Annotated in this window: 24 protein-coding genes and 1 other RNA gene; 6 read left to right on the forward strand and 19 right to left on the reverse strand. The window is 63.7% G+C overall.

The window, feature by feature from the left end:
* Positions 1-11 precede the first annotated feature (11 nt).
* Positions 12-368: a cell division protein FtsL gene (gene ftsL / locus ACIGJE_RS21120; RefSeq protein WP_483678637.1), complete on the reverse strand. Its 357-nt coding sequence runs from the start codon at positions 366-368 to the stop codon at positions 12-14.
* Positions 365-1,402 carry a 16S rRNA (cytosine(1402)-N(4))-methyltransferase RsmH gene (rsmH, locus tag ACIGJE_RS21125; RefSeq protein WP_483678638.1) on the reverse strand — a complete coding sequence of 346 codons (1,038 nt, stop codon included), beginning with the start codon at positions 1,400-1,402 and terminating at the stop codon, positions 365-367. The genes ftsL and rsmH overlap by 4 nt, the downstream gene beginning before the upstream one ends.
* A 251-nt stretch (positions 1,403-1,653) precedes the next feature.
* Here rsmH and ACIGJE_RS21130 point away from each other — a divergent pair, with 251 nt between their 5' ends.
* A complete protein-coding gene (locus ACIGJE_RS21130) occupies positions 1,654-2,688 on the forward strand; it encodes a DUF4424 family protein (protein WP_367623239.1) in 1,035 nt (344 codons plus the stop codon).
* A 40-nt stretch (positions 2,689-2,728) separates the two neighbouring features.
* On the opposite strand, the gene ACIGJE_RS21135 is transcribed toward ACIGJE_RS21130, so the two are convergent.
* The 7 genes from ACIGJE_RS21135 to ACIGJE_RS21165 all read right to left on the reverse strand — a co-directional run bounded on the left by ACIGJE_RS21135 (position 2,729) and on the right by ACIGJE_RS21165 (position 8,612).
* Entirely contained in the window at positions 2,729-3,559 is an 831-nt protein-coding gene (locus ACIGJE_RS21135) for a transglutaminase-like domain-containing protein (protein ID WP_311941725.1), read from the reverse strand.
* A gap of 147 nt (positions 3,560-3,706) precedes the next feature.
* Positions 3,707-5,236 carry a PAS domain S-box protein gene (locus ACIGJE_RS21140; protein WP_483678639.1) on the reverse strand — a complete coding sequence of 510 codons (1,530 nt, stop codon included), beginning with the start codon at positions 5,234-5,236 and terminating at the stop codon, positions 3,707-3,709.
* A gap of 154 nt (positions 5,237-5,390) precedes the next feature.
* Positions 5,391-5,573, reverse strand: coding sequence for a CsbD family protein (locus ACIGJE_RS21145; protein WP_068282065.1), 183 nt, complete (start codon positions 5,571-5,573; stop codon positions 5,391-5,393).
* Between the two features lie 171 nt (positions 5,574-5,744).
* Positions 5,745-5,996, reverse strand: coding sequence for a GlsB/YeaQ/YmgE family stress response membrane protein (locus ACIGJE_RS21150; protein ID WP_311941735.1), 252 nt, complete (start codon positions 5,994-5,996; stop codon positions 5,745-5,747).
* A gap of 211 nt (positions 5,997-6,207) precedes the next feature.
* Positions 6,208-6,610: RNase P RNA component class A (gene rnpB / locus ACIGJE_RS21155), an RNA gene on the reverse strand.
* A 156-nt stretch (positions 6,611-6,766) separates the two neighbouring features.
* Positions 6,767-7,522: an N-acetylmuramoyl-L-alanine amidase gene (locus ACIGJE_RS21160; RefSeq protein WP_483678640.1), complete on the reverse strand. Its 756-nt coding sequence runs from the start codon at positions 7,520-7,522 to the stop codon at positions 6,767-6,769.
* A 61-nt stretch (positions 7,523-7,583) separates the two neighbouring features.
* Positions 7,584-8,612: a CorA family divalent cation transporter gene (locus ACIGJE_RS21165; protein WP_311941741.1), complete on the reverse strand. Its 1,029-nt coding sequence runs from the start codon at positions 8,610-8,612 to the stop codon at positions 7,584-7,586.
* Positions 8,613-8,815: 203 nt separating this feature from the next.
* Here ACIGJE_RS21165 and ACIGJE_RS21170 point away from each other — a divergent pair, with 203 nt between their 5' ends.
* The 3 genes from ACIGJE_RS21170 to ACIGJE_RS21180 all read left to right on the forward strand — a co-directional run bounded on the left by ACIGJE_RS21170 (position 8,816) and on the right by ACIGJE_RS21180 (position 11,119).
* Positions 8,816-9,523, forward strand: a complete 708-nt coding sequence (locus ACIGJE_RS21170) for a B3/B4 domain-containing protein (protein WP_483678641.1) — start codon at positions 8,816-8,818, stop codon at positions 9,521-9,523.
* A 229-nt stretch (positions 9,524-9,752) separates the two neighbouring features.
* Positions 9,753-10,286 carry a GNAT family N-acetyltransferase gene (locus ACIGJE_RS21175; RefSeq protein WP_415081470.1) on the forward strand — a complete coding sequence of 178 codons (534 nt, stop codon included), beginning with the start codon at positions 9,753-9,755 and terminating at the stop codon, positions 10,284-10,286.
* Between the two features lie 26 nt (positions 10,287-10,312).
* Entirely contained in the window at positions 10,313-11,119 is an 807-nt protein-coding gene (locus ACIGJE_RS21180; protein ID WP_415081468.1) for an AAC(3) family N-acetyltransferase, read from the forward strand.
* Between the two features lie 115 nt (positions 11,120-11,234).
* Here ACIGJE_RS21180 and metF read toward each other — a convergent pair whose 3' ends face one another.
* Positions 11,235-12,128 carry a methylenetetrahydrofolate reductase [NAD(P)H] gene (metF, locus tag ACIGJE_RS21185; protein ID WP_311941752.1) on the reverse strand — a complete coding sequence of 298 codons (894 nt, stop codon included), beginning with the start codon at positions 12,126-12,128 and terminating at the stop codon, positions 11,235-11,237.
* Positions 12,128-13,126 carry an ArsR/SmtB family transcription factor gene (locus ACIGJE_RS21190; protein ID WP_415081465.1) on the reverse strand — a complete coding sequence of 333 codons (999 nt, stop codon included), beginning with the start codon at positions 13,124-13,126 and terminating at the stop codon, positions 12,128-12,130. The genes metF and ACIGJE_RS21190 overlap by 1 nt, the downstream gene beginning before the upstream one ends.
* A 201-nt stretch (positions 13,127-13,327) precedes the next feature.
* Here ACIGJE_RS21190 and ACIGJE_RS21195 point away from each other — a divergent pair, with 201 nt between their 5' ends.
* On the forward strand, positions 13,328-13,885 hold the full coding sequence (locus ACIGJE_RS21195) for a dihydrofolate reductase family protein (RefSeq protein ID WP_415081463.1): 558 nt from the start codon (positions 13,328-13,330) through the stop codon (positions 13,883-13,885).
* Positions 13,886-13,919: 34 nt separating this feature from the next.
* Here the strand turns inward: ACIGJE_RS21195 and ACIGJE_RS21200 are convergent, their stop codons facing one another.
* The 6 genes from ACIGJE_RS21200 to ACIGJE_RS21225 all read right to left on the reverse strand — a co-directional run bounded on the left by ACIGJE_RS21200 (position 13,920) and on the right by ACIGJE_RS21225 (position 18,828).
* Positions 13,920-14,531, reverse strand: coding sequence for an MOSC domain-containing protein (locus tag ACIGJE_RS21200; RefSeq protein ID WP_415081461.1), 612 nt, complete (start codon positions 14,529-14,531; stop codon positions 13,920-13,922).
* Positions 14,532-14,614: 83 nt separating this feature from the next.
* Positions 14,615-14,989, reverse strand: a complete 375-nt coding sequence (locus tag ACIGJE_RS21205; protein WP_415081459.1) for a hypothetical protein — start codon at positions 14,987-14,989, stop codon at positions 14,615-14,617.
* Between the two features lie 95 nt (positions 14,990-15,084).
* Positions 15,085-16,167 (reverse strand): 3-deoxy-7-phosphoheptulonate synthase, encoded by a 1,083-nt coding sequence (locus ACIGJE_RS21210; protein WP_415081457.1) that lies wholly within the window; start codon positions 16,165-16,167, stop codon positions 15,085-15,087.
* A gap of 250 nt (positions 16,168-16,417) precedes the next feature.
* The gene (locus ACIGJE_RS21215; RefSeq protein WP_311941772.1) at positions 16,418-17,056 is read right to left on the reverse strand and encodes an SGNH/GDSL hydrolase family protein; all 639 of its coding nucleotides are present in this window, start codon (positions 17,054-17,056) and stop codon (positions 16,418-16,420) included.
* A gap of 106 nt (positions 17,057-17,162) precedes the next feature.
* Complete coding sequence (gene tam / locus ACIGJE_RS21220) at positions 17,163-17,933, reverse strand: trans-aconitate 2-methyltransferase (protein ID WP_483678642.1); 771 nt, start codon at positions 17,931-17,933, stop codon at positions 17,163-17,165.
* Positions 17,934-18,102: 169 nt separating this feature from the next.
* Positions 18,103-18,828, reverse strand: coding sequence for an SDR family oxidoreductase (locus tag ACIGJE_RS21225; RefSeq protein WP_149251462.1), 726 nt, complete (start codon positions 18,826-18,828; stop codon positions 18,103-18,105).
* A gap of 378 nt (positions 18,829-19,206) precedes the next feature.
* On the opposite strand from ACIGJE_RS21225, the gene ACIGJE_RS21230 reads away from it, so the two are divergent.
* Positions 19,207-20,544 carry an Hsp70 family protein gene (locus ACIGJE_RS21230; RefSeq protein WP_415081454.1) on the forward strand — a complete coding sequence of 446 codons (1,338 nt, stop codon included), beginning with the start codon at positions 19,207-19,209 and terminating at the stop codon, positions 20,542-20,544.
* A gap of 49 nt (positions 20,545-20,593) precedes the next feature.
* On the opposite strand, the gene ACIGJE_RS21235 is transcribed toward ACIGJE_RS21230, so the two are convergent.
* Positions 20,594-21,274 (reverse strand): hypothetical protein, encoded by a 681-nt coding sequence (locus ACIGJE_RS21235; RefSeq protein WP_415081452.1) that lies wholly within the window; start codon positions 21,272-21,274, stop codon positions 20,594-20,596.
* 147 nt (positions 21,275-21,421) lie between these two features.
* Positions 21,422-22,405, reverse strand: coding sequence for a cytochrome b N-terminal domain-containing protein (locus tag ACIGJE_RS21240; protein ID WP_415081450.1), 984 nt, complete (start codon positions 22,403-22,405; stop codon positions 21,422-21,424).
* Positions 22,406-22,576: the final 171 nt, after the last annotated feature.

A 22,576-nucleotide genomic window follows, 5' to 3' on the forward strand; every position in this document is an offset into this window, starting at 1 on the left:
GTTCCCCTCACTCATGGGGTCGATCCTGTGACTTGCGGCACCCCGGCCAGGCCGAGTCCTTCGAGTTTTTCGGCAATCAGGTCGCCTTCACGCGCTTTTTCGGGCAGATCGGCGACATCGACGGACTGGACGACCTTCATCGGCACGAGGTCGAGATGGCGCTTGGCCAATGCGCCGATACGATCGGGCTGGCTCATATAGGCCCATTCGGCCTTGAGCGATTCAATGGCCCGGCGTTCGGCCTCGATGGAGCGGCGGAGTTTCGCCACCTTCTCGGCCTGCAGGGTCGATTCATACTTGATCGAATAGACGCCGATGGCCGAAGCCACCAGCAGGCCGACCAGGATGAGATTGAGAATACGGGTCAACGGCCTCTCCCGGATTGAAGACTTACCTCAGGCAATCCGAGGAAACTGGTGCCGGTGTCACGAGCGGGAGCCTCGCTGCGGACAGCGAAGCGCAGCTTGGCGGAACGGGCGCGGGGATTGAGCTCGGCTTCCGCCTCGCTCGCCGCCAGCGCCCCCCGATGGGTCTGAACGAAGGTCGGGGGTGGCACCGCCGCCACCGGCTGATGGCGCGAACCGCCGGCCTGGCTGCGGGTACGGTCGGCGAAGAAGGTCTTTACGATGCGGTCCTCGAGCGAATGGAAGGTCACCACCACCAGGCGCCCACCGGGCTTGAGTGCCCTCTCGGCGGCCAGCAAAGCCTGGCCGAGCTCGTCGAGCTCGCCATTGACGGCAATGCGCAGGGCCTGGAAGGCACGGGTTGCGGGATGAATGTCGCCGGGCTTGGAACGGATCACCCGGCCACACAGATCCGCCAGCTGCATGGTGGTGAGGAAGGGCTCTTTCTGCCGATCGGTGACGATGGCGCGAGCCAGTGCGTGGGCTCGGCGCTCTTCGCCCAGCACCTGGAAGATGCGGGCCAGCGCCTCCTCCGGCAATTCCGCCACGAGATCGGCGGCACTCGGCCCGGCATGCGAGCCCTCGCGCGACATGCGCATGTCGAGCGGCCCGTCCCTGCGAAAGGAAAAGCCGCGGTCGGCTTCGTCGAGCTGCATCGAGGACACCCCGATGTCCAGTACCACCCCGTCGACGCCGCCCTCGCCCAGCATGGGAGCGAGCTTGTCGAGATGGGAGAAACGGTCCTCGACCAAAGTCAGGCGTCCCTGCATTTCGGACACCAGCGCCATGCCGTCGGTGATGGCATTGCGGTCGCGATCGATGGCGAGCACCTGCACGTCGGGCGCGGCCGCCAGGATGGCGCGCGTATAACCCCCTGCTCCGAAGGTGCCGTCGATGAAGCGCTCGTTTGCCCTGGGCTCGAGCGCCTTCAGCACCTCGGCGAGCATCACCGGCACATGCCGGGCGGCATCGTTGGCGGTTGCGGAGGAAGCGGGCATCGAACTCTCAAAGGCAGGAATTACAGGCGGAACCGGCCCGCAAATCGGGCAGATTTCTCCAATCCCATTAACGCCCATGAAAGGTTAATGAAGGGTTCGTGGAGCCCGGCTCGTCCCTTGAAAATTCCGTTACGTCATCATCCTCGCCAAGCAGTTGAGCTGCTGCCTTCTCTCCCTGCCTCTTTCGCACTGCCGCAAAGGCGGGCACTATCGCCGCCGAACCGTTTCGACGGTGTGGAGATTCGCAGCCGATGCCCCGACCCGCCAAAGCGCTCTATTGCGCTGCAGCCCTGACCCTCACGCTACCCATGACGGGTGTCTCGGCCGAGGAGAGCCTTGCCAATCTCGATGCCGGCGGGCTGATCGTCGAGCCGGCGGACCAGCTCGAATTGAAGGCGGAGGACATCTTCCTCTCGACCAGGCAGGTCCGGGCTGCCTATCGCTTTCTCAACAAGGCCAGCCAGGACCTGACGCTGACCGTCGCCTTCCCCTTGCCCGAGGTGACCGGCGAAACCGATCTCGATCTGGCCATTCCCAATCCGGCATCACCGAATTTCCTGAATGTCCAGGCCAGGGCCGCCGGCAAATCGGTCGAGACGAATGTGGAACAGCATGCCTTCTTCACGGCCGACGGCGGCAAGGAGAGCGAAATCACCGATCTGCTCAAGGGCATGAACATACCGCTGCTACCCGCCGGCACGACGACGGCCGAGGCCCTCAAGCGCCTGAGCAGCGAAGACCGAGCCAAGCTGAGCACGCCGGGCTACATCGAGCAGGCGGGCGAAAACTGGGTCCCGCTCTGGACCCTGCGGTCGAGGATCGTCCGCCAGCAGGTTCTGGCGGCCGGCAAGGAGATCATCCTGCAATACAGCTACACGCCGAGCGTGGGCTCGGCAGCCGGCCTCTATTTCGACCGCGCCAACCTGACAGGCGAGTCCCTGACGCAATATCAGAAGAAATACTGCGTCAATGAGGGCTTCCTGCGCGCAGCCGATGCCTTGACCAAGCGCCTCACCGCAGCCAAGCCGCAGCCGGGTGAGACCGCACAGGCACCCAAGACCCGCCAGACCTATTTCGGCTATGCCTTTATCGGTGGCGGCCGCTGGTCCGGCCCTGCCGGCCGATTCGGCCTGGTCATCGACAAGGCCTTTCCCGACAATCTGGTCTCCTTCTGTGCAGACGGCGCCAAGAAGGTCAGCAGCACCCGCTACGAGCTCAAGCGCAACAATTACGCGCCGGACCGCAATATCGACATCCTGATTCTCGACAAGAACGTCGCACCATAAACTCCTTGCGGATCACGCTTTTCAGCCGAGAGCGCTGCCGCTATGCACTCGCGGCTTCCTGCTCTTCCGCGGCCAGCTCGGTCACAACCTCGAATTTGCTCAGGCTGTGGCGGCCGAAGGAACTGATCATCGGGACGTCAGCGGCATCGCGGCCACAACCGATCAGGATCCGGCCGATCCGGCGCTGGTTGTGGCGTGGGTCGAAGCTGTACCATTCCCCGCCGAGATAGGCCTGGAACCAGGCGCTGAAATCCATGGCGGCGGGATCGGCAGGCACGCCGATGTCGCCGAGATAGCCATTGCAGTAGCGCGCCGGAATGTTGAGGCAGCGGCACAGCGCAACCGCCAGATGGGCGAAGTCGCGGCATACGCCGACCTTCTGCTCCAAGGCCTGCAGGGCCGAGCGCGTCGCGCTGGCATGCTCGTAGCCGAAGCTCAGATGCGAATGGACGAAATCCGTGACGGCCTGAACCCGCTGCCAGCCATCGGTTATCTCTCCAAAATGCTTCCAGGCGAAATCGGCCAGGAGATCGGTTTCGCAATAGCGGCTGCCCTGCAGATAGATCAGCGCTTCCTTCGGCAGGGCCATGATGGGCAGGATTCTCGCTCTCTGCACCGCTTTGTCGGGCTCGCCACTGTCGCGGATGATGCCATCGCAATGCAGATGCAGGAAACCATCCTCGACATGGATGCGCCGACTGAGATTGCCGAAACTGTCGATATGGGCCTGGGTCGGATGGTTCGACAAGGCAGAGAGGTCCTGCTCGCGGACGATATCGCCGCGCCGCGATGGATGAACATCGAGGACGGTGATCAGCGTGGTCGGTTGCGAGAACTGCATCTCGATATCGAAACCGTAGCGGATATGCATCTTGGCTTTCCCATGAGCGGCGCCGGCCTGCATCCTCGTCCCGCTGGAGAGGTGGCGGCACGCCGAGGATTGCAGGCTAGCGCCAGGGAACCGACAGCAATAGAAGCCGCTATATCAGCGTTGCTAGTATGGATGCATCAGGTCACTTCAGCTCGAGCGGCGCGGTGCAGCCCTTTGCGAAGCCCCGGTAAATCCGCGCTCGCGCGCCCACACCACCGCGGCAGCCCGGCTGTGCACGCCAGCCTTGCCATAGATGCGCGCAACGTGGTTGCGCACCGTATTGCGGGTGAGCTTCAGGGCCTTGACGATCTGAGCATCACTCAGCCCCTGGCAAAGCAGGCCGAGCACTTCCAACTCCCTCGGAGTCAGGTCGGCGAGTTCCGTGGAAGCTCCGTTCGACGCTCCTCCGTCGCGCAGATTGGCCAGTTTCTCGATCACGGTGCGGCTGAACCATGAGGTATCCTGCATCACAGCCTCGATCGCGGACATCAGCTCGACTTCCGATCGCTTGCGATCGGTAATGTCCTGCAGGACGATCAGCACGCAATCCTGGCCCTGGATGCCGACGGTCTCGGCCGAGACCAGGCAATCCAGGCTTTCGCCGTGCCGGCTGCGCAGCTCGAATTCCCTGTTGCGCAGGGTTCCATCGCTTTCGATGTCCCGTTCGAGCTGCCGCCGCGATGCGCTCGAAGACCAGATCGGCACCAGGGCGATGGGCTTGTCGATCACCTCATCAGGCGCATAGCCCAGCACCACGGCAAAGGCCTCGTTGACGTCCAGCACACGGAAATCCTTGCGGGCCATCACGATGGTCGGCACGGGGGTCATGCGAAAGGCCCGGGCGAAGCGCTCCTCGCTCTGCCGCAGGGCCAGTTCTGCCCGCCTGCGCGGCTCCATGTCCATGAAGGTGAAGAGCATGCAAGGCTCCTCGCCTACCTCGATGGGCTGCCCGGCAACGATGACCAGCTTCGGATCACCGTCGGCCATGCGCAGGCTAGCCTCGGTCTGCGGAATCGTGCGCCCCTCGCGCAGAGCGGCGATGGCACTGTCCCGACCGGCGGCATTCTCCAGCACGTCGATTTCATAGGTGGAGCGGCCGAGGACCTCCTCGCGCTTGTAGCCGGTCATTTCCAGGAAACCGTGATTGACCTTCACATAACGCAGATCGGCCAGCCGGCAGATGATCGCCGGCGCAGGGTTAGCCGCAAAAGTACGCTCGAAGCGCTCCTCCGCTGTAAAACGCTCGGTCAGATCCTGGATGACCAGCACATAGGATTCAGGATCGCCGGCGGAATCGGCAAGAGCCAGTCCCCTGAGCTGATGGATGCTGCGCCATCCCTCTTTCCCTTTGGGCGGCGCCGCCTTGACGACTTCGACGACCACATCCTCGAACACCTCTCCCGCCAGGAGGCGGTCCAGCGGATATTGTTCGGGAGCCAGCGTATGGTTGTTGCGATATTTCAGCAGATAGGTCTGCCGATATTCAGCCGGCGTCCTGCCCAATGCGGCCAGTTCTTCCGCATCGTGCAGGTCGAGTGCCCTCTCATTGGCCCAGACGATCCCCCCGGAAGGATCGATCAGCAAGATGCCTTCGGCCAGCCCTGCAATGATCTCCTGGAGCTGCCGCCGGTCCACCTGTCGCCGCAGGATGCTCACATCCGGAACCTCGTTCGCCATGACCTGTTCCCACTTGCCGGCGAGAGCCGCGGCACGTCTTTTCTTGCAGACGGAACCATAGTCCGGAACGGTATGGGGCGAAAGGAACGGCGCCTGCTGCCAGGCGCCCGAATGACTGCTGCAGGGGAGCGCGTTGCCGCGCTCCCCGCTCTCCTCATTTCTTCAGCGCATCGCGCGCCGCATCCTTGGCGCCGCCAACCGCATTCTGGACCTTGCCCGCCAGCTTTTCAGCCTTGCCCTCGGCCTGGGTCTTGGTATCGCCCGTCACCTTGCCGACAGCTTCCTTGATGGTGCCCTTGACCTGCTTTGCGGCCCCTTCGACGCGATCCTTATCCATGTCCGTCCTCCTGAATTGCCACGGCCGGCGCGCCTGCGTCCGGCTACCTTCCCGATTGCCGCATGTCGCACGCAATCGCGAAAGACCCCATGGCATCAAGCGGCCTGATCCATCTGCATCAGGAGCGATAAGGCGAATGATCGATAGGGCCGGCGTGAAGGCTTTGGAAGCTCAGGCGCTACGGGCAAAGGCCCGCCAGACCAGCAGCACGATGATCGCCCCGACGACCGCGCCGAGGAAGCCCGCTTTTTCGCCGATCGTGTACCAGCCGATCTGCTGTCCGAGCCAGGTCGCCAGTGCGGCGCCGACCACGCCCAGCACCGTGGTGAGGATGAAGCCGCTGGGATTGTGCTGGCCCGGCGAGAGGAAACGCGCGATCAGGCCAACGATGAAGCCGATAAGGATGGTCCAGACGATACCCATGATGTTACCCGGTTCGAAGTCCGCAGAAACTCGCCGGACCGCCACAGGCGGCCCGTTCCCGAATTCCGCGCGATTTCAACTGACTGCAGCGCCTCCCTGAATCGGAATCATACCCGCTGGGGAAGTCACCCGGCTGCAATGTGGCGGCGTTCGGTGACAAAAACAAGAACGGCCGGGCTCAAGGCCGGATCGCTTCATCTGCAGGAAAGGCAAGGCTAGCTGGCCTGTAAGCCGGGTTCTGTATGGCCCGCTTGCGCGGACGTGGCGACCATTCATCTGGGGCCACCGTCACCGGTGACCTCAACGCAACCAACCCGGACAGCAGCGCGGAAATGCGCTCCGGCGCGTCCGAAGACCGCCGCGGCCGTCCCTATTCGGTCTTGCTCCGGGTGGGGCTTGCCATGCCGCTGCCGTTACCGGCCGCGCGGTGCGCTCTTACCGCACCCTTTCACCCTTACCTCGGCAAGCGAGCCTGCCGAGGCGGTTTGCTTTCTGTGGCGCTTTCCCTGAGGTCGCCCCCGCCGGCCATTAACCGGCACCCTATTTCCGTGGAGCCCGGACTTTCCTCCATTCCCAGGTCGAGACCTGGCAACAGCGGCCGCCCGGCCAGCTAGCCGCGCCTGTGTGACGCCAAGCGTCAACGGCGTCAACAAAGAAAAACCGGCGCCCACCGATAGGATGGACGCCGGAAGTTGTGTCTTTGGGAGGAAATAGGAGAACCATTCGCCAATGACATTAGCGCCGGCCGGACCGGCACGCTGTGCGAAAAGTCACATCAGCGCCTGCTTCGCCAGGATGAGGCTGCGCAGGGTTTCGATGGTGGAAGCGTCGCAGACGCCGTCGACCCTGGCCTGGCGGAAATGGCGCTGGAAGGCCGTCACCACAGCCTCGGTGAGCGCGTCGTAGACCCCGTTCACCTCGATGCCGTAGCCATAGAGCGAGAACATGGCCTGCAGCGCCTCGATGGGTTGCCCGGCCTCGCCGGCGGAGAAAAAGCGCCCTCCCTGGATGGCGGCAGGCTCCACGTGAAGGCCGACCCCTTCCCCGGCCAGACCTGCCCAGTCGAAGCGCTCGCCGGGATCGGTCTTGCGCAGGGGTGCGATATCCGAATGCCCGAGCACGTGATAAGGCCGAATAGCGTGGCGGCTGACAATATCGCGGCATAGGGCCTTGACCGCCGTCATCTGCACGGCGGGAAAATCCCGATAGCCCCATTCATGGCCGGGATTGACGATCTCGATGCCGATGGAGCGGGAATTGATGTCGACCATCCCCTCCCAGCTCGCCTGGCCGGCATGCCAGGCCCGGCGGGTCTCCGGCACCATCTGGACGATCCGCCCGTCCTCATCGACCAGATAGTGGCAGGAAACCTGCGAAGCCGGATCGGACAGCCGGGCCAGCGCCAACGCGCCATCGGGCATGCCGGTATAATGCAGGATCAAGAGAGCTGGCGACACGGGATCGAGGCGCTCGCCGTGATTGGGCGAGGCGACGGCATGGCTGGCGAGGGATGAATCGAGTTGCAAGGGCGGTCTTTTCGATGCGGCGGATGGAACGGCCGATCCGCTGTGTCGGCAGCAAAACCCCTTACAGCCAGTTGATGCGCTTGAGAACCCATAGCGTGACGATCGAAGTGACGGTGACGAAGCCCACAATGGTCGCAAAGGCCCAGCCCTTGTCGACGCCGGGAATGCCGCCGACATTCATGCCGAACAGGCCGGCCACCACGCTGGGCGGCAGCAGCAGCGCGGCAAGGGCGGCAAGGCGATTGGAATTGTGGGCGATGCGCTCGCCGATCACGGTGGAAAGGTCGTCATGCAGGATGCCGGTCCGGTCCCGGATCGCATCGAGATATTCGATGAAGCGCATCAGCTTGTCGATCACCTCGCGCAAGCGCAGCTTGTCGCGCTCATTCAACCACGGCGCGTCGTCATGCTCCATCCGATTGAGCGCATCGCGCTGGGGCGCGAGATAGCGGCGCAGTTGCACGGCTCGCCGCCTGAGCAGCTTCAGGCGCTCGCGCACCTCGCCGGCATCGCCGTGGAAGATCAAGTCGTCGAGTTCGTCGACCTCCTCGTCCATGGCATCCAGCACCGGCTCGAGGTCGCGCACCAGCTTGTCCCCGATCATGGCGAGGAGATCGCCGGAATGGCTGGGCCCCTTGCCCTTGTGCAGGGCTTTGCGGATGTCGCGCAGCGCGGTGACATAGTGACCCTTGTCACGCAGGGAAATCACGCGATCGCCGTCGACCCATAGATGCAGAGGTACCAGGTCGATATCGGCAGGCTTCTCTTCCCCCTCCTCGGGCGAAGTCGCGCAGACGCCGCGCAGGATGATGAGCAGACCGTCATCGACCGGTTCCACACGCGGACGCGTTTCCTCTTCCAGGAGGGCGTCGGCGACCACGGGATCGAAATCGCCTCGGGTGTGCACCCAGTCGGCCGCCGCAGGATGATCACGCTCCAGGTGCAGCCAGAGCACACCGTCTCCCGGTTTCCAGGCCCTCGACTGAGCCATGTCGAGTTGGCAGCAGCCGCCCTTCCCATCGAGCAGGAGCGCAAAGCGCAGCCCCGGTTCGATACCATAGCTTGCCATCGGCGCGTTGACCGTTTCCATGCGGCCTCACCACAATCCGAGCGCGCAGGGCCTCCCGACGAAACCGAAAAGCCCAACCCGCACAAAAGCTTGCCCAGCCGGCCGGATTCACCTTATCCATTCGCGAACTGGTGGCAAGATCAATCAAAAGCATGATGATTCCTTTCTGACGCCCGTGCTGCTCGAGCCGGCCTCCCCCTCTTCTTCCCGCAAGCGATATACCCATGCAGTTGACCATTGCCGAACTGACCGAACGTTTTCCCGACTTCCGCGTCGCCGTCCTCGTGGCCGAAGATCTGGTGATCACCACGGGGCGTACGGGCCCTCTCGATACGGCCATCCTGGCCTCCGAGGCCGCCTGCCGCAGCCAGCATGAGGGGCTGGAGCTTTCTGCCATTCCGGGCGTCGCCGCCTGGCGCAGCGCCTATAAGGGTTTCGGCATCAAGAAGACCAGCTATCGCTCCTCGGTCGAGCGGCTGATCAAGCGCGTGCTGGCCGGCGATCGCCTGCCCGCCATCAACAATTTCGTCGACATCTACAACACGATCTCGCTGCAGCATGGCTTTTGCATCGGCGCCGACGATCTCGACAGGATCGCGCCACCGGTCGCCTTCCGCTTCTCGCGCCCCGGCGACAGCTTTCTCGACATGGGGGCCGAAGCCGGCGAGGATCCCAACGACCCGCCCAAGGATGGCGAGGTGGTGCTCGCCGATACGAGGCATGTGCTGTGCCGCCGCTGGAACTGGCGCCAGGACATGCGCTCGGCCATCACGCCGCAAACCCGGCGGGCGCTGGTGACGGTTCAGGCCAATGGCTGGGGCGAATTGGAGGAGGCCGCCAATCATCTCGCCGGCTGGCTCACTACCGATTGCGGCGCAAAGGTCTCGATCGCCTATGCCGACAGGAGCAATCCCACGGTTACGCCGGGTTGAGCGACGAATGCCTTTTCGCAGGGTGTTCTCGTGATCTTGCCGATCTCGAACCAATGACCTAGTGTCGACGCATGAACGCAAAGCGCATCACCTGCATGCATCCCGCCACGCACCTGCCTAGGGGCACGGGAAGGGTATTGCTGTAAGCGCGATACGATCGACCCATGAACCCTGCGAGGCGAGCAGGGTCCATGGCAGCCCGGCTCTCCCCGCAAAAAGGAGAGCGACCATGTCTTCGACCCTGTCCCATCCCTCAGATTCCCGGCCCGCACCGCCGGGGTTGTCGATACGTGCCACGCGTCTGGAGGATGTCGACGCGATCACCGCGCTCGCCAATCTTCCCGGCTACCGGGACGGCACACTCCGCCTGCCCTATCAGAAGCCGGAACTGGCCCGACGATGGCTGGAGGGTCTCGGCCCCGAGGCCCTCAACCTCGTCGCCGTGCTCGACAGCACCGTCGTGGGAAATGCCGGCCTGGAGCGCTATGGCGGCCGGCGAGCCCATGCCGCAGGTCTTGGCATGGGTGTCCACGACGACCATCGCGGCAAGGGTATCGGTACCGCGCTGCTGCGGGAGATCATCGACGCGGCCGATCAATGGCTGAGGATCGAACGTCTCGAACTGACAGTCTTTGCCGACAATCTGCGGGCCATACGCCTTTACGAACGGTTCGGTTTCGAGCAGGAGGGGTTCCTGCGCAATTACGCATTCCGGGCCGGGGCGTTCGCGGATGCCCATTTGATGGCACGGTTGCGGGGTTGACGCCGCGCCCTGTCCCCGAGGACATCATGACCGAGGCAAGCATCATCCGGCAAAGCGCGACGCCGAGAACGCGGGAAAGCCTTGCCGCCGACCTGCGGACACTGGGGGTCAGGCCCGGCGAAACCTTGCTCGTGCACAGTTCCCTCAAGGCGCTCGGCTGGGTCAACGGCGCCGAAACGGCGATGATCCAGGCGCTTTGCGACGTCATCACGCCTGCAGGCACGCTCGTCATGCCGGCGATGTCGGCGGATCTCACCGATCCCGTCCACTGGGGCGCACCGCCCATCCCGCAAGCCTGGCATGAACCCGTGCGCCAATCGATGCCGGCCTTCGACCCCAAGCGGACGCCGACGCGGGGCATGGGCAGGATCGCCGAATTGTTCCGGACCTGGCCAGGGGTGTCGCGCAGCAGCCATCCCGCCAGCTCGCTGGCAGCCTGGGGGACGCAGGCCAGCGCGATCCTTCGCGATCAGCCTCTCGAAGACCCCTTCGGCGAGAACTCGCCGCTGGCAAGATTGTATGATCTGCAAGCCCGAGTGCTCCTGCTCGGGGTCACCTTCGAGAGCTGCACCGTCCTGCATCTGGCCGAACGCCGAACCTGGCCGCATCAGGCCCTGATCCAGGAGGGCGCTCCCTTGATGGTCGATGGCGAACGCCGCTGGGTGCCCTACGAGACACCGGTCCTGCGTGTGGATCTTCTGGAGGATGCTGGACGGCATCTCGTCGAGACCGGCATCGCCCAAAGCGGCATCGTGGGATCGGCCCGGTCCTATCTCCTGCCTGTCCGCGAGGCGGTCGATGCCACGGTCGCGCGCTGGCGTGGCATGGAATGAAGCACCGAGCCTTCCTGGAGCGCGGACATCGCAACGACATGCAGACATGTCGCGATGTCCGCACTTTTGGGCTGGCGCTTAGTTTGCCGGTGCGGACTGGGAGTCCGCGCTCCCGCTAAGCCGCCGCCTTCTCCACCTTCGGCCTGAGGCCGAGCAGATGGCAGATGGCATAGACCAGGTCGGCCTTGTTCATGGTGTAGAAGTGAAAATCGCTGACGCCGCGGTCGACGAGATCGAAGACCTGTTCGGCGGCGACGGCGGCGGCCACGAGTTTACGAGTGGCAACATCATTGTCCAGGCCCTCGAAACGATCGGCGAGGCGTTGCGGCACCTCGGTCCCGCAGCGCTCGGCAAAGTTGCGGACCTGGTTGAAATTCTGCACCGGCACGATGCCCGGCACGATCGGAATATCGATGCCCGCCTCGCGGACCCGATCGACAAAGCGCAGATAATGCTCGTTGTCGAAGAAGAACTGGGTGATGGCGCGCGTGGCGCCGGCATCGACCTTGGCTTTCAGGATATCGATGTCGAAGGCGAGCGACGGGCTTTCGGGGTGCTTCTCGGGATAGGCCGAGACGGAGACCTCGAAATCGCCCAGTGCCTTGATGCCCGCGACGAGGTCAGCCGAACTGGCATAGCCGCCCGGATGAGGTTCGTAGCGGGCACCGACGCCGGCCGGCGGATCGCCGCGCAGCGCCACGATGTGGCGCACACCCGCTTCGGCATAGCCGCGGATCACCTCGTCGATGGCCTCGCGCGTGGCCCCGACGCAGGTCAGATGCGCCGCTGGGCGGATATCTGTTTCCTGCACCATGCGCGCCACCGTGCCATGCGTGCGCTCGCGGGTGGTGCCGCCGGCACCATAGGTGACCGAGGCGAACAGGGGATCGAGCGGCGCCAGACGCTCGATCGCCTCCCACAGGGAGGCCTCCATCTCCGCGTTCTTCGGCGGGAAGAACTCAAAGGAAACCCGGATACCGCCGTGTGAGGGCAAGGCGTGACCAGCCATCACGCGACCTCCTGACCAAGAGTGATAGTGTCGGAAACCCGGCGCGGATCACGCCCGGTCCAGATCGATACGGTGAGGCTCGACGGCCCCTCCCCGGCATCCACCAGGCGCCAGCCATCCGGCCGCAGATGCGCGGCCTCCAGCCAGTGCTCGATGGTCTCGCGGGCAAATCCCAGACGACGATGCGCAAAATCCTCGCGCAGGAATTCGAGTTCGTGCGGAGCGAAATCGACGATGACCAGCCGGCCACCCGGGCGCAGGGCCCGCCCGATCTCGCGCAGGGCCTTGGCACCGTCGTCGAGATAATGCAGGACCTGATGCACGATGATGAGATCATAGGCGCCCGGTTCGACCGACAGCGCGAAGAGATCACCCTGCCGCACCACCGCATTGCGGATGCCGTTGCGTTCCAGATTGGCCCTGGCGATCACCAGCATTTCGGCGCTGGCGTCGATGCCGACGGCCCGGGTCGCCAGGGGGGCGAACAGTTCGAGCATACGCCCGGTGCCCGTGCCGATGTCGAGGAAGGCCTGGATGGGCTGGCTGCCGACCACGTCGCGCAGCGCCGCCTCGACCGCCTCGTCGGGCGCATGCAGGGCGCGGATGCGATCCCAGTCGCCGGCATGGGCGCGGAAATAATCGGCAGCCACCGCCGCCCGCGTGCGCCTCACCTCGACGAGGCGAGAGCGGTCGCGGGCGAGAATACGGTCGCTGCGGTCGAGGCCCGCGAGAATCTCACCGAAAATCTCGGCTTTCATCGTCCCTTCGGCCAGGCGGAAGAATGCCCAGGCGCCCTCGCGGATGCGCTCCACCAGCCCGGCCTCGACCAGGAGCTTGAGGTGACGCGAAATACGCGGCTGTGACTGGCCGAGGATCTCGGTGAGGTCGGTGACGTTGAGTTCGCCCTCCGCCAGAATGGCCAGCAGACGCAGGCGCGTCGGCTCGCCTGCCGCCTTGAGCGTGCCCAACACCGTCTCGAAAGGAGCCAAATTCGTCATTCCGCGCAACCGCCTCTCACATAAAGATATGTTTATGTCATTTCCTAAAATGCGCAAGGAATTTGTTTTACAAGCGACGTCATAATGTGAACAGCCGACTTTTGTGCCGGTAGACTGGCTAATTCACCTCCGCTTCTTCGAAACTGATTGCATAATGCAATTGGTTTGGGCATGGTAGGGAGAAGCGTGAGGGAGGTACCGATGGCCACGATTTTCTATGCCATGCTGATGTCTCTGGATGGCTATGTCGCGGGGCCGCAGCAGGAATTTGGCCTGCCGATCCCCCAGGCGGAGTTGCACCGGCATTTCAACCAGCTCATGAGGCAGACTTCGGTCGCCCTCTATGGGCGGCGCATGTATGAGGTGATGCGCTATTGGGACAGTCCCGAGCGCGAGCAGGACGCTGACGAGGTCGAGATCGATTTTGCCCACGCCTGGCGCGAGACGCCAAAGCTCGTCTTCTCGACGACATTGCGGGAGGTCGGGCCGAATGCAAGGCTGGTAAGTTCGGACGCCATGGCGGTGGTACGCTCGCTCAAGTCGGACAGCGATGGCCAGATCAGCGTTGCCGGTCCGACCCTCGCCGCCGAACTGGCGCGATCGGGCCTCATCGATGAATACCGGCTCTATATGCACCCTATCGTCCTGGGCGGCGGCAAGCCCTATTTTCAGCAAGGCCTGTCGCTCGGACTGAAGCCGCTCGGCAATGAAAGCCTGCCCCAGAGCGTAACCTTGCTGCGCTATGCGCCCGCCAGCTGAAAGGCGAAACGGCATCCCCTCCGGGGAGGCCGGCTCAGCCCTGCCAGATCCATTGCTCGGGAACCCGCAGCTTGAACGTCTCCCCGCTCCGGATCGAACCGGGACGGTCGACAGTGGCGACCACACCGCGCAAGCGCTTGGCCGCGGCGGCAAAGCGCAGGGCCAGCCCCTCCTGCCCGATGAGGTGCCGTTCGACTTCAGCGCCGGCGATGCGGCAGGGATCGTTCTGGCCCATCACCGCAAGCACGGCGCCCGAGGGAAAGAACAGCCTGGAACCGCGCGGCAAGAAGGAGAAATCCGGCACGCCGCCCACAGCGAGATTGGCGCCGAGCCATTCCGGCTCCACGCGCTCGACGCCAAGATTGCCGGCGATCACCGCAAGTTCCTCCATCGAGACGATGGAAACCTGGCGCTCGTTGTGAATCGGCGCATTACGCTCGAACCAGGGCACACGCACATCGGCAGGCCTGAGGAAGCCGGCATGCCGATCGCCCGGTATGCCCTCATGCGTGAGCACGAGCTCGGCAAGCCTTTCCGCCCCGATCGCATCTCCGCCGGCTGCAGCGACCATGGCCACCCGCCCCGCACGCTTGAGCACGGGCCTGACGGCGATGTCGGAGGTGGTGTTGATCAAAGGATCCGGCATGGTCTCACCTCGCCTGGCAGCATGGGAATCTCGGTCTGCCATCGAATCGGCAGCGACGCAAAGATGCCGCTCGATGGCTGGCCTCAACTCTCCTCGCCTGCGCTCACCAACCCACAATCGCGCAGGATGCGGGGCATGTGCAGCCGGATCTGCCAGCGTGTCAGCAGCACCAGAACGACCAGCATCGGCAGATTATCGAGAATGGCGCGGAAGAATCCGATCACCACATTGCCAATGAGGCCGCCGTCACCCAGAAAGGCCGAGACGTCGCCACCCAGCAGCCCGGCGATCAGCATGGCGCCATAATGGGAAATCGAACCGGTGACCTGCAACATCGGCGCGACATAGAACAGGAAATTCAGCGCCCAGCCTACGGCGAAGACGAACAGGGCCACGGGAATGCCGATCCGCCACCAGACGGCAAAAACGACCTTCTTGATGATCTGTGTATCGCTCACGTCCTCGCCTCCGTTCCGGCGCGACCATGCCGGCTCAGGGCGGGCCGCGTCAAATCGGCGACAGTGGAAGGCGGGTCCGAAGACCCGCCCCCCGATCACGCCCCGACCTTCACCGCGTCGCGGTTGGCGATGCGGCGCTGCTCGACCGCCAGTGCCAGGCGTTCGAGGGCGAAGACGGTGGTGTCCCAGTCGATGCAGCCATCGGTGATGCTCTGGCCATAGGTCAGCGGCTTGCCGGGCACCTGGTCCTGGCGGCCGGCAACGAGGTTGCTCTCGATCATCACGCCGATGATGCGATTGTCGCCTGCCGCAAGCTGCGTGCCGATATCAGCCAGCACCAGCGGCTGGTTCTCCGGCTTCTTCGAACTGTTGGCATGGCTGGCATCGATCATCACCACCGGCGACAGGCCGGACTTGGCGACTTCGCTGCAGGCCGCCTCGACGCTCGCCGCATCGTAATTGGTGCTCTTGCCGCCGCGCAGGATGATATGGCAGTCCTCATTGCCTGACGTCGAGGCGATGGCCGAACGGCCATCCTTGGTCACCGCCATGAAGTGATGGGGTTGCGAGGCCGATTTCACCGCGTCGACCGCGATGCGCACATTGCCGTCCGTGCCGTTCTTGAACCCGACGGGGCAGCTGAGGCCCGATGCCAGTTCGCGATGGATCTGGCTTTCGGTGGTCCGCGCGCCGATGGCGCCCCAGGCGACGAGGTCGGCGATATATTGCGGCGTGGTCATGTCGAGGAATTCGCAGGCCGCCGGCAGACCGAGATTGTTGATGTCGAGCAGCACCTTGCGGGCGATGCGCAACCCCTTGTCGATCTGGAACGAACCGTCGAGATCGGGGTCGTTGATCAGGCCTTTCCACCCCACCGTAGTGCGCGGCTTCTCGAAATAGACCCGCATGATGATTTCCAGCGAGGAACCCAGGCGCTGGCGCAGCTTCATCAGGCAATCGGCATAGTCGAGGGCGGCCACCGGGTCGTGGATCGAACAAGGGCCGACCACCACGGCGAGACGATCGTCGCTGCCGCGCAGGATATCGTGCACGGCCTGCCGCGATTGCGTGACGGTGCGGGTGGCTTCCAGCGTGCGGGGATGCTCGCCCATCACGTCAGCCGGCGTGGTCAACGCCTTGATTTCACGGATACGAAGATCGTCGGTGGTGCTCAACATGGCCTGGGTTCCAGTCTCGGTTCGTTGGGGTTCTGGTGGGTCCCGGCCGGCGGCATAAAAAAACCGCCAGTCGGGCTGGCGGTTGTCTGGGTTTGATCTGTTGCTAAGTTCAGATCGAGCGCACCCCTACCTCCGCCTGAGGCCTGCGAAAGCCAAAATACCAGTAAAAGGTGGGGGCGGATGCAAAGGTCATGGCAGGCATATAGCGACGGCGAAAGGTTTTGTCACGTGCGAATTTGCCGGCAAGCAATCAGCTTCCCAGCGCCTGCACCCGTTCGGCAAACACCTGCCCGAGGGCGAGATGCGCGTCGGCTTCATAATGGATGCCGTCGATCGGGCTCACCTCGATCAGCTTGCCAACGTCGAGAAATTCGGCACCGTGCCTGCGCGCGACCGCTTCGTAGAGGGGCGGCAGAGCCTGCGATTTTTCCACGCCGCCGGCGAAGAGCGATCCGAGGCAGCCGACTACGCGGATGGGCGGCGGGCAGGCGATCAGGAGCCTGGCCGGTGGCCGGTCGAGATTGGGCGTCGCGGCGATGATGCCGGCGAGGATGTCGACCCCGGCGGCGATGTCTTCCGGCGGCGCGCCGAAGCGAGCCTTGAGGTCGTTGGTGCCCAGCATCAGCACGATGACGTCAAGCGGGCGGTGGCTCTCCAGGCAGGCGGCGAGATAGCGCCGGCCGTTCTTGTGGATGCCCTCAATGAGGTCGTCGCGGATGGTGGTGCGCCCCGGCAGGCCTTCCTCGATCACATGCCAGGCGTGGCCGAGGATCTTGCGCATCACTCCCGGCCACCGCGTCTTGCCGTCATAGCGGCGGGCCTCGTCCAGGCTGGCCAGAGGCGGCGTACCGAACGTGTTGGAATCGCCGAAACAAAGAACATTCTTCATGGGAACGACAAACTTTCTTCTGGGATCGCAAGCGTCTCGCCTGCTCTTGGAATTACCGCGCTTGGTGTGAAGGGAATTGCAGGCGAGACGCCTGCTATCCCAGGATCTAGCGCTGCACCACGATGAAGAGCCGCGGAAAGGCCAGTACCACCTTGCCGTCGGTCCGCGGCGGATAGGCCTTCGCGATGCGCGCCGTATAGTTTTCCAGAAAGGCCGGCTGCTGTTCGGGATCGAGCGGATCGAGAAAGGCGCGCAGACCGGTCGCCCGCAACCAGGACACAATGGCCGGCGCATTATCAAGCACGTGATAATAGGTGGTTCGCCAGATATCGATCGAGGACGCTTGTCCGGCGAACAGGTTGTAGTAGTCCTCAGCCGGCTGGATGCGCTCGCGGATGCGCGAGGCATCGCCGAGTCTGGCCGCCCAGGGGCCGTCCGCGGCCGTCTCGCGCATCAGGCGATGGGACAGCTCTGCCAGATTGTCGGGCATCTGCACGGCCAGCACGCCGCCCGGCGCGGTCTGGGCGAGCAGGCGCGGCAACAGCGCCGCATGTCCGGGAACCCATTGCATCACCGCATTGGCGAAGATCAGTTCCGGCGGCTTTTCGGCCTGCCAGCTGGTCACGTCCCCCTGCTCGAAGCGCGCCGCAGGCAGGCGTTTGCGGGCCTCCGACAGCATGGTTTCGGAGGTGTCGATGCCGATCACCTCGGCCGCGGGCCAGCGCTTGGCCAGGAGCTCGGTGGAGTTGCCGGGGCCGCACCCCAAATCGACGGCAAGAGCAGCCGCCGCCAGGGGGACGCGATCGAGCAGGTCGCGCGCCGGTCGCGTGCGCTCGTCCTCGAAGCGCAGATAAAGCGAGGGATTCCAATCGGCCATGAAAAATATCCTTGAACATTCGCCCCGACGAAGCGTCTAACGCGCCGTATCCGCCAGCGGAACTGGACCCGATGCTGCAGGTCTCATTGTCGCACCGCGAATGCTGAGAACAGGCACGCTTGTTCGGCACGATGCCACAGCACCGGCAGACGGAACGAGGCCGGCCGCATCAGGTGATCAGGAAGCCACCATCCACCGGCATGGCGACGCCGTTCACCATCGAGGCCTTGTCGCTGAGCAGAAAGGCGATGGTCTCGGCCACTTCCTCCGGCTCGAAGAAGCGTCCCAGCGGGATGCGCTGCAGCATGGGCGCGGCCTTGGCGGGATCGCTCCAGGCCTTCACCGCCATGGGCGTGAGGATCACCGTCGGGCAGATCGCATTGACGCGGATGCCCTGGCGCCCGAGTTCGTTCGCCATCACCGTCGTCAGCGAGTCGAGCGCACCCTTGCTGGCGCAATAGGCCGCGTGATCGGCAAAGCCGATCGAAGAGGAAATGCTGGATACGTTGACGATCGCCCCCTTCTTGCCCCGGGCGATCATGCTACGCGCGCATTCCTGGCCGAAGATCATGGCCGCGACCACGTTCACCGACATCAATTCCTGGAAGGCCTCGACGCTGGTTTCGAGGAAAGGCTCGAGCGTGGTGGTGCCGGCATTGTTGACCAGCCGGTCGACGGGCTGGATCGAACGGGCCACGGCGCGGACGGCCTCGGGATCGGCGAGGTCGACGGCATGGATCTCCGCCCCGGTCTCGGCGGACAGGCTTTCGAGCTCGGCCTGGTTGCGCCCGATGGCAATGATCTCAGCGCCCCGCGCCGCCAGCAGCTTGGCGGTGGCCCGCCCGATGCCCTTGGTTGCTCCCGTTACCACGATACGCTCGCCGGCAAATTCCATCGCGTCCTCCCGCATGTTTGGCGGCATGGTAGCGGGCGGGAGGCTGCTGACAAGTCTGACAAATCAAAGTCAGGAAATTTTGGATCGGCACGATAGCGTTTTGCGATTCAACGGAGTCACTTCGAATCGCAAAGACGCTTGAGCCAATCTTTCGGATTGGCTTGGGAACAAGGAGCTAGAGCAAAGGGACGTTCACACTTGAACGCACTTTGCTCTGGCTTTGGCGCGCCTCATGGGCTATTTCCCGCGGCCCTCTTCCCCATCGCCGGAGCAAAGCGCGTTCAATCCTGGACGCTTTACCTGCTCTGCCCTCAGCTTCGACGCGTCCTTGCGATTCTTGTCGGCCCCGACGGATCGCAAAACGCCCTAGGAGGCCTCATGCCGCCCCAATCCCCAGCAACGGGACAGAGCGCCCCTGTCTCTATCGGCATCGACTTCGGTACCAGCAATACGGTGGTCGCTTTTGCCCATGCCGACGGCCGCACCGAGGCGCTGAACTTCGAGCATGGCGGCCAGAGCCTGAACCATTTCGTCACCGCCCTGTGCTTCTGGGACGAGCGCCGCCCGGGCAAGTCCACGATTCGCGTCGAGGGCGGCCCCTGGGCCATCGAGCAATTCGTCGAAGCGACCACCGCCTTCCGCTTCATCCAGTCCTTCAAGAGCTTTGCCGCCAGCGCCACCTTCCAGGAGACCCGCATCTTCCGCGAGCGCTTCCGTTTCGAGGACCTGCTGGCGACCTTCCTCAACACGCTGGTCAAGCATGCGGACGGCCGGCTCGATCTGTCGGCGGCCAACCTCGTCATCGGCCGTCCCGTGACCTTTGCCGGCCGCCAGCCCGATGACGACCTGGCCATGCAGCGCTATCAGACCGCCTTCGAGCGCCTCGGCGTCAGCAGCCCCACCTACGTCTATGAGCCGGTGGGCGCGGCCTTCTTCTATGCCCGTCAGCTCAAGCGCGACGCGACCGTGCTGGTCGCCGATTTCGGCGGCGGCACCAGCGACTTTTCGATCATGCGTTTCGAGCAGGTCGCCGGCCAGTTGAAGGCCGAGCCCCTCGCCCATTCCGGCATCGGCATTGCCGGCGACGCCTTCGACTATTCGATCGTCGACCGCATCGTCTCGCCGCGCTTGGGCAAGGGCGGGCGCTTCCGCTCCTTCGACAAGGAACTGTCGATCCCCAATCACTATTATGCCAATTTGGCGCGCTGGCACCAGCTCGCCATGATGAAGACCAATGGCGATCTCAAGGGCTTGCAAGACCTAGCCAAGGTCGCGGTGGAACCGGAAAAGCTCGAAAAATTCATCGAGATCATCGAGTTCGACATGGGTTTCTCACTCTACAGCGCGGTATCGAAAGCCAAGATCGCGCTATCAAGCCAGGACGAGACCGAGTTCCGTTTCGCCGGCGGCGACATCGAGATTACGGCTCCGCTGAAGCGCCGCGATTTCGAGCGCTGGATCGCCGGAGACGTCGCCCGCATCGAGGCGAGCCTCGACGAGGGCCTCAGCCGGGCCAACACCCGGGCCGAGGAGATCGAGCGCGTCTTCCTCACCGGCGGCACCTCCTTCGTGCCGGCCATCCGCAAGCTCTTCGCCGAGCGGTTCGGCGAAGAGCGCCTGGTCTCCACCGACCAGTTCGAGTCGATCGCCTATGGCCTCGCCTTGATCGGGCAGGACAAGCAGAAGGAGCGCTGGGAGGTCAGGAAGGCGGCGTGACCCGGTGTGCCGGTCTTCAGACCGGCACGAAGACACTGCGTGAGCAGCTCTATGGTTTACCCCGGCCTTGCTGCGCTTTCACGAATTGCTCCAGACGGGGAAAATGCCATTTTACCATCATGGCCCCTTCCCAATTCTCGCCAGCGCGGGCCAATGCAAACAGCGTCGTTGCCCCGTCGACGGTGCAGTTGTCGCCGACCATCGTCACCCCAGGCAATAATGTCCCGGCGACAGGCCTGCGGATGACAGAGTCTGAGTAGCGGCGTTCGATAGGTCCGGGAACGCCGCATTGAAGGATCCAGGCCTTCACCGCCGTGATTTGACCGCGCTCGTCCTTGGAAAGTGGACGCAGACCAACATAGAGATATTTGGGGTTGCGCCTCAGATCCGCCATTTCGCGAGAACGCGCAGCCTCTCCAGGCTCCACCAGTAATCTTGCTTGAGCGACCAAAATACCACCATCGGCAATCTGATACCGAAAAGAGGGATTGGGGTGCCTGCTCCCGGGTTCTTCGACGATGAAATCCAGGCGCCTTCCGGCGATGCGGAAGACCCCTTGGCAGTCACGGCCCGAAAGGGTTCCGTTATGCAGCTGTCTGCAATTGTCGCCGCCAATCCAGATACCATCGCGCAGCCGCACGGAATTGGCATCGCCGGCCTTCGCATAGAGAGGCTTGTCGGTAATGACTTGATTGCCGCAACTGCCCAGCCCGATCAGCATCACAAGCATGCCCAGATAGAATCCGAACCGGTTCAGATCGGATCGACGTCTGGATGGCAACGCTGCATTTCCCACGACTGTCATTCCACGATGGGAGCTCCGAAAGTAGGTCGGCGCCAGACGATTCGATAGCGATGGCATGCAATCTCAATCCGCTTAGTCGAAAGCGGCTGCGGTCGCATGTGCCTGGGTTTTCGTCTGCCGGCGCGCCCAAATCGCGAAGAAAGGCAAGACAACGAGGAAGAAGGCAAAATAACAAGCGGCCAGTCCCCGGCTCATCCAGATGATGGGCTCTTCAGGCGGCTGGCCACCGAGCCAACCAAGGCCAAGCCAGCAGGTGATCAGCAACGCACAGGCCAGTTGGAACCAGTGCCGCAAGGGGCGCAGGCGATTGCCGGCCGAGACGAGCCAGGGCACGGGCAGGATCACTGCCATCGCCGCCACCATGGCGAGCAATCCGGCAAGCTTATCGGGCGAACTGCGCAGGATGGCGTAGAAGGGCAGGAAATTCCAAGGTGGCAGGATGGCGTACGCGTCCGGCGAGGCCGCATTCCTCGCAGGCGCCGTCACCATTTCAATTACAAGCGCAGAGGCGGCTCCCAGTGCCAAGGCAAGTGTCGCGATTGCAAGGCGGCCCGCACGCCCCTCCTTACGCCGGCGCCATTGCCCCATTTCGTCGCGATTATGCATCAGCGCACCGTCAAGCATCAGCAGCAAGACCGGAAGCAAGATGATCGACACACGAAGCCCCAATCCAATATCGGAGGCGAAGAAAGCGACAAGCGTATCGAGCAGCGCCGCCCGCCATTCGGGGCTCACCGGCAGTTGCGATACCAGATTGGCAAGAACCGTCGCGCTCCACCCCGCCATTTGGCCCCAGGGCAGGACGTAGGAGAGGACATCGGCAGCCAGAGCGCCGATCCAGGCGAAGCTCATGAGGAACCAGACGATGCGACGCTTCCTGTCGAAGATGCCGTCATAGATCGACACCCAGACATGAATGTAGAAACAAAGGAACAGGCCACCCTGCCCTACCGGAAAACCGCGCAGTATCGCCACAAGGCTCTGGCTTCCTATGGCCAGGAAGAGCAACAGCCCGACGGCTCGCGCGACGATTGCCGGTGAACGGGACAATGCCATCGGCGTCTCCATGCTCGCCTCGGGGTCAAGGATGGCCTCCTGCCGAGCTTGATCGGCAGACCGCGAAAACACAACCTTCCGTCATTGCCTGACGTCGTCCCGGCAGTCCAGATGCTGCTTTCGCGATCGACGGCCAGGATTCAGCCAAGAGATCTCGGGCAGCGCTAGATT

This window comes from Labrys sp. E2SS-1L, from assembly GCF_057073705.1.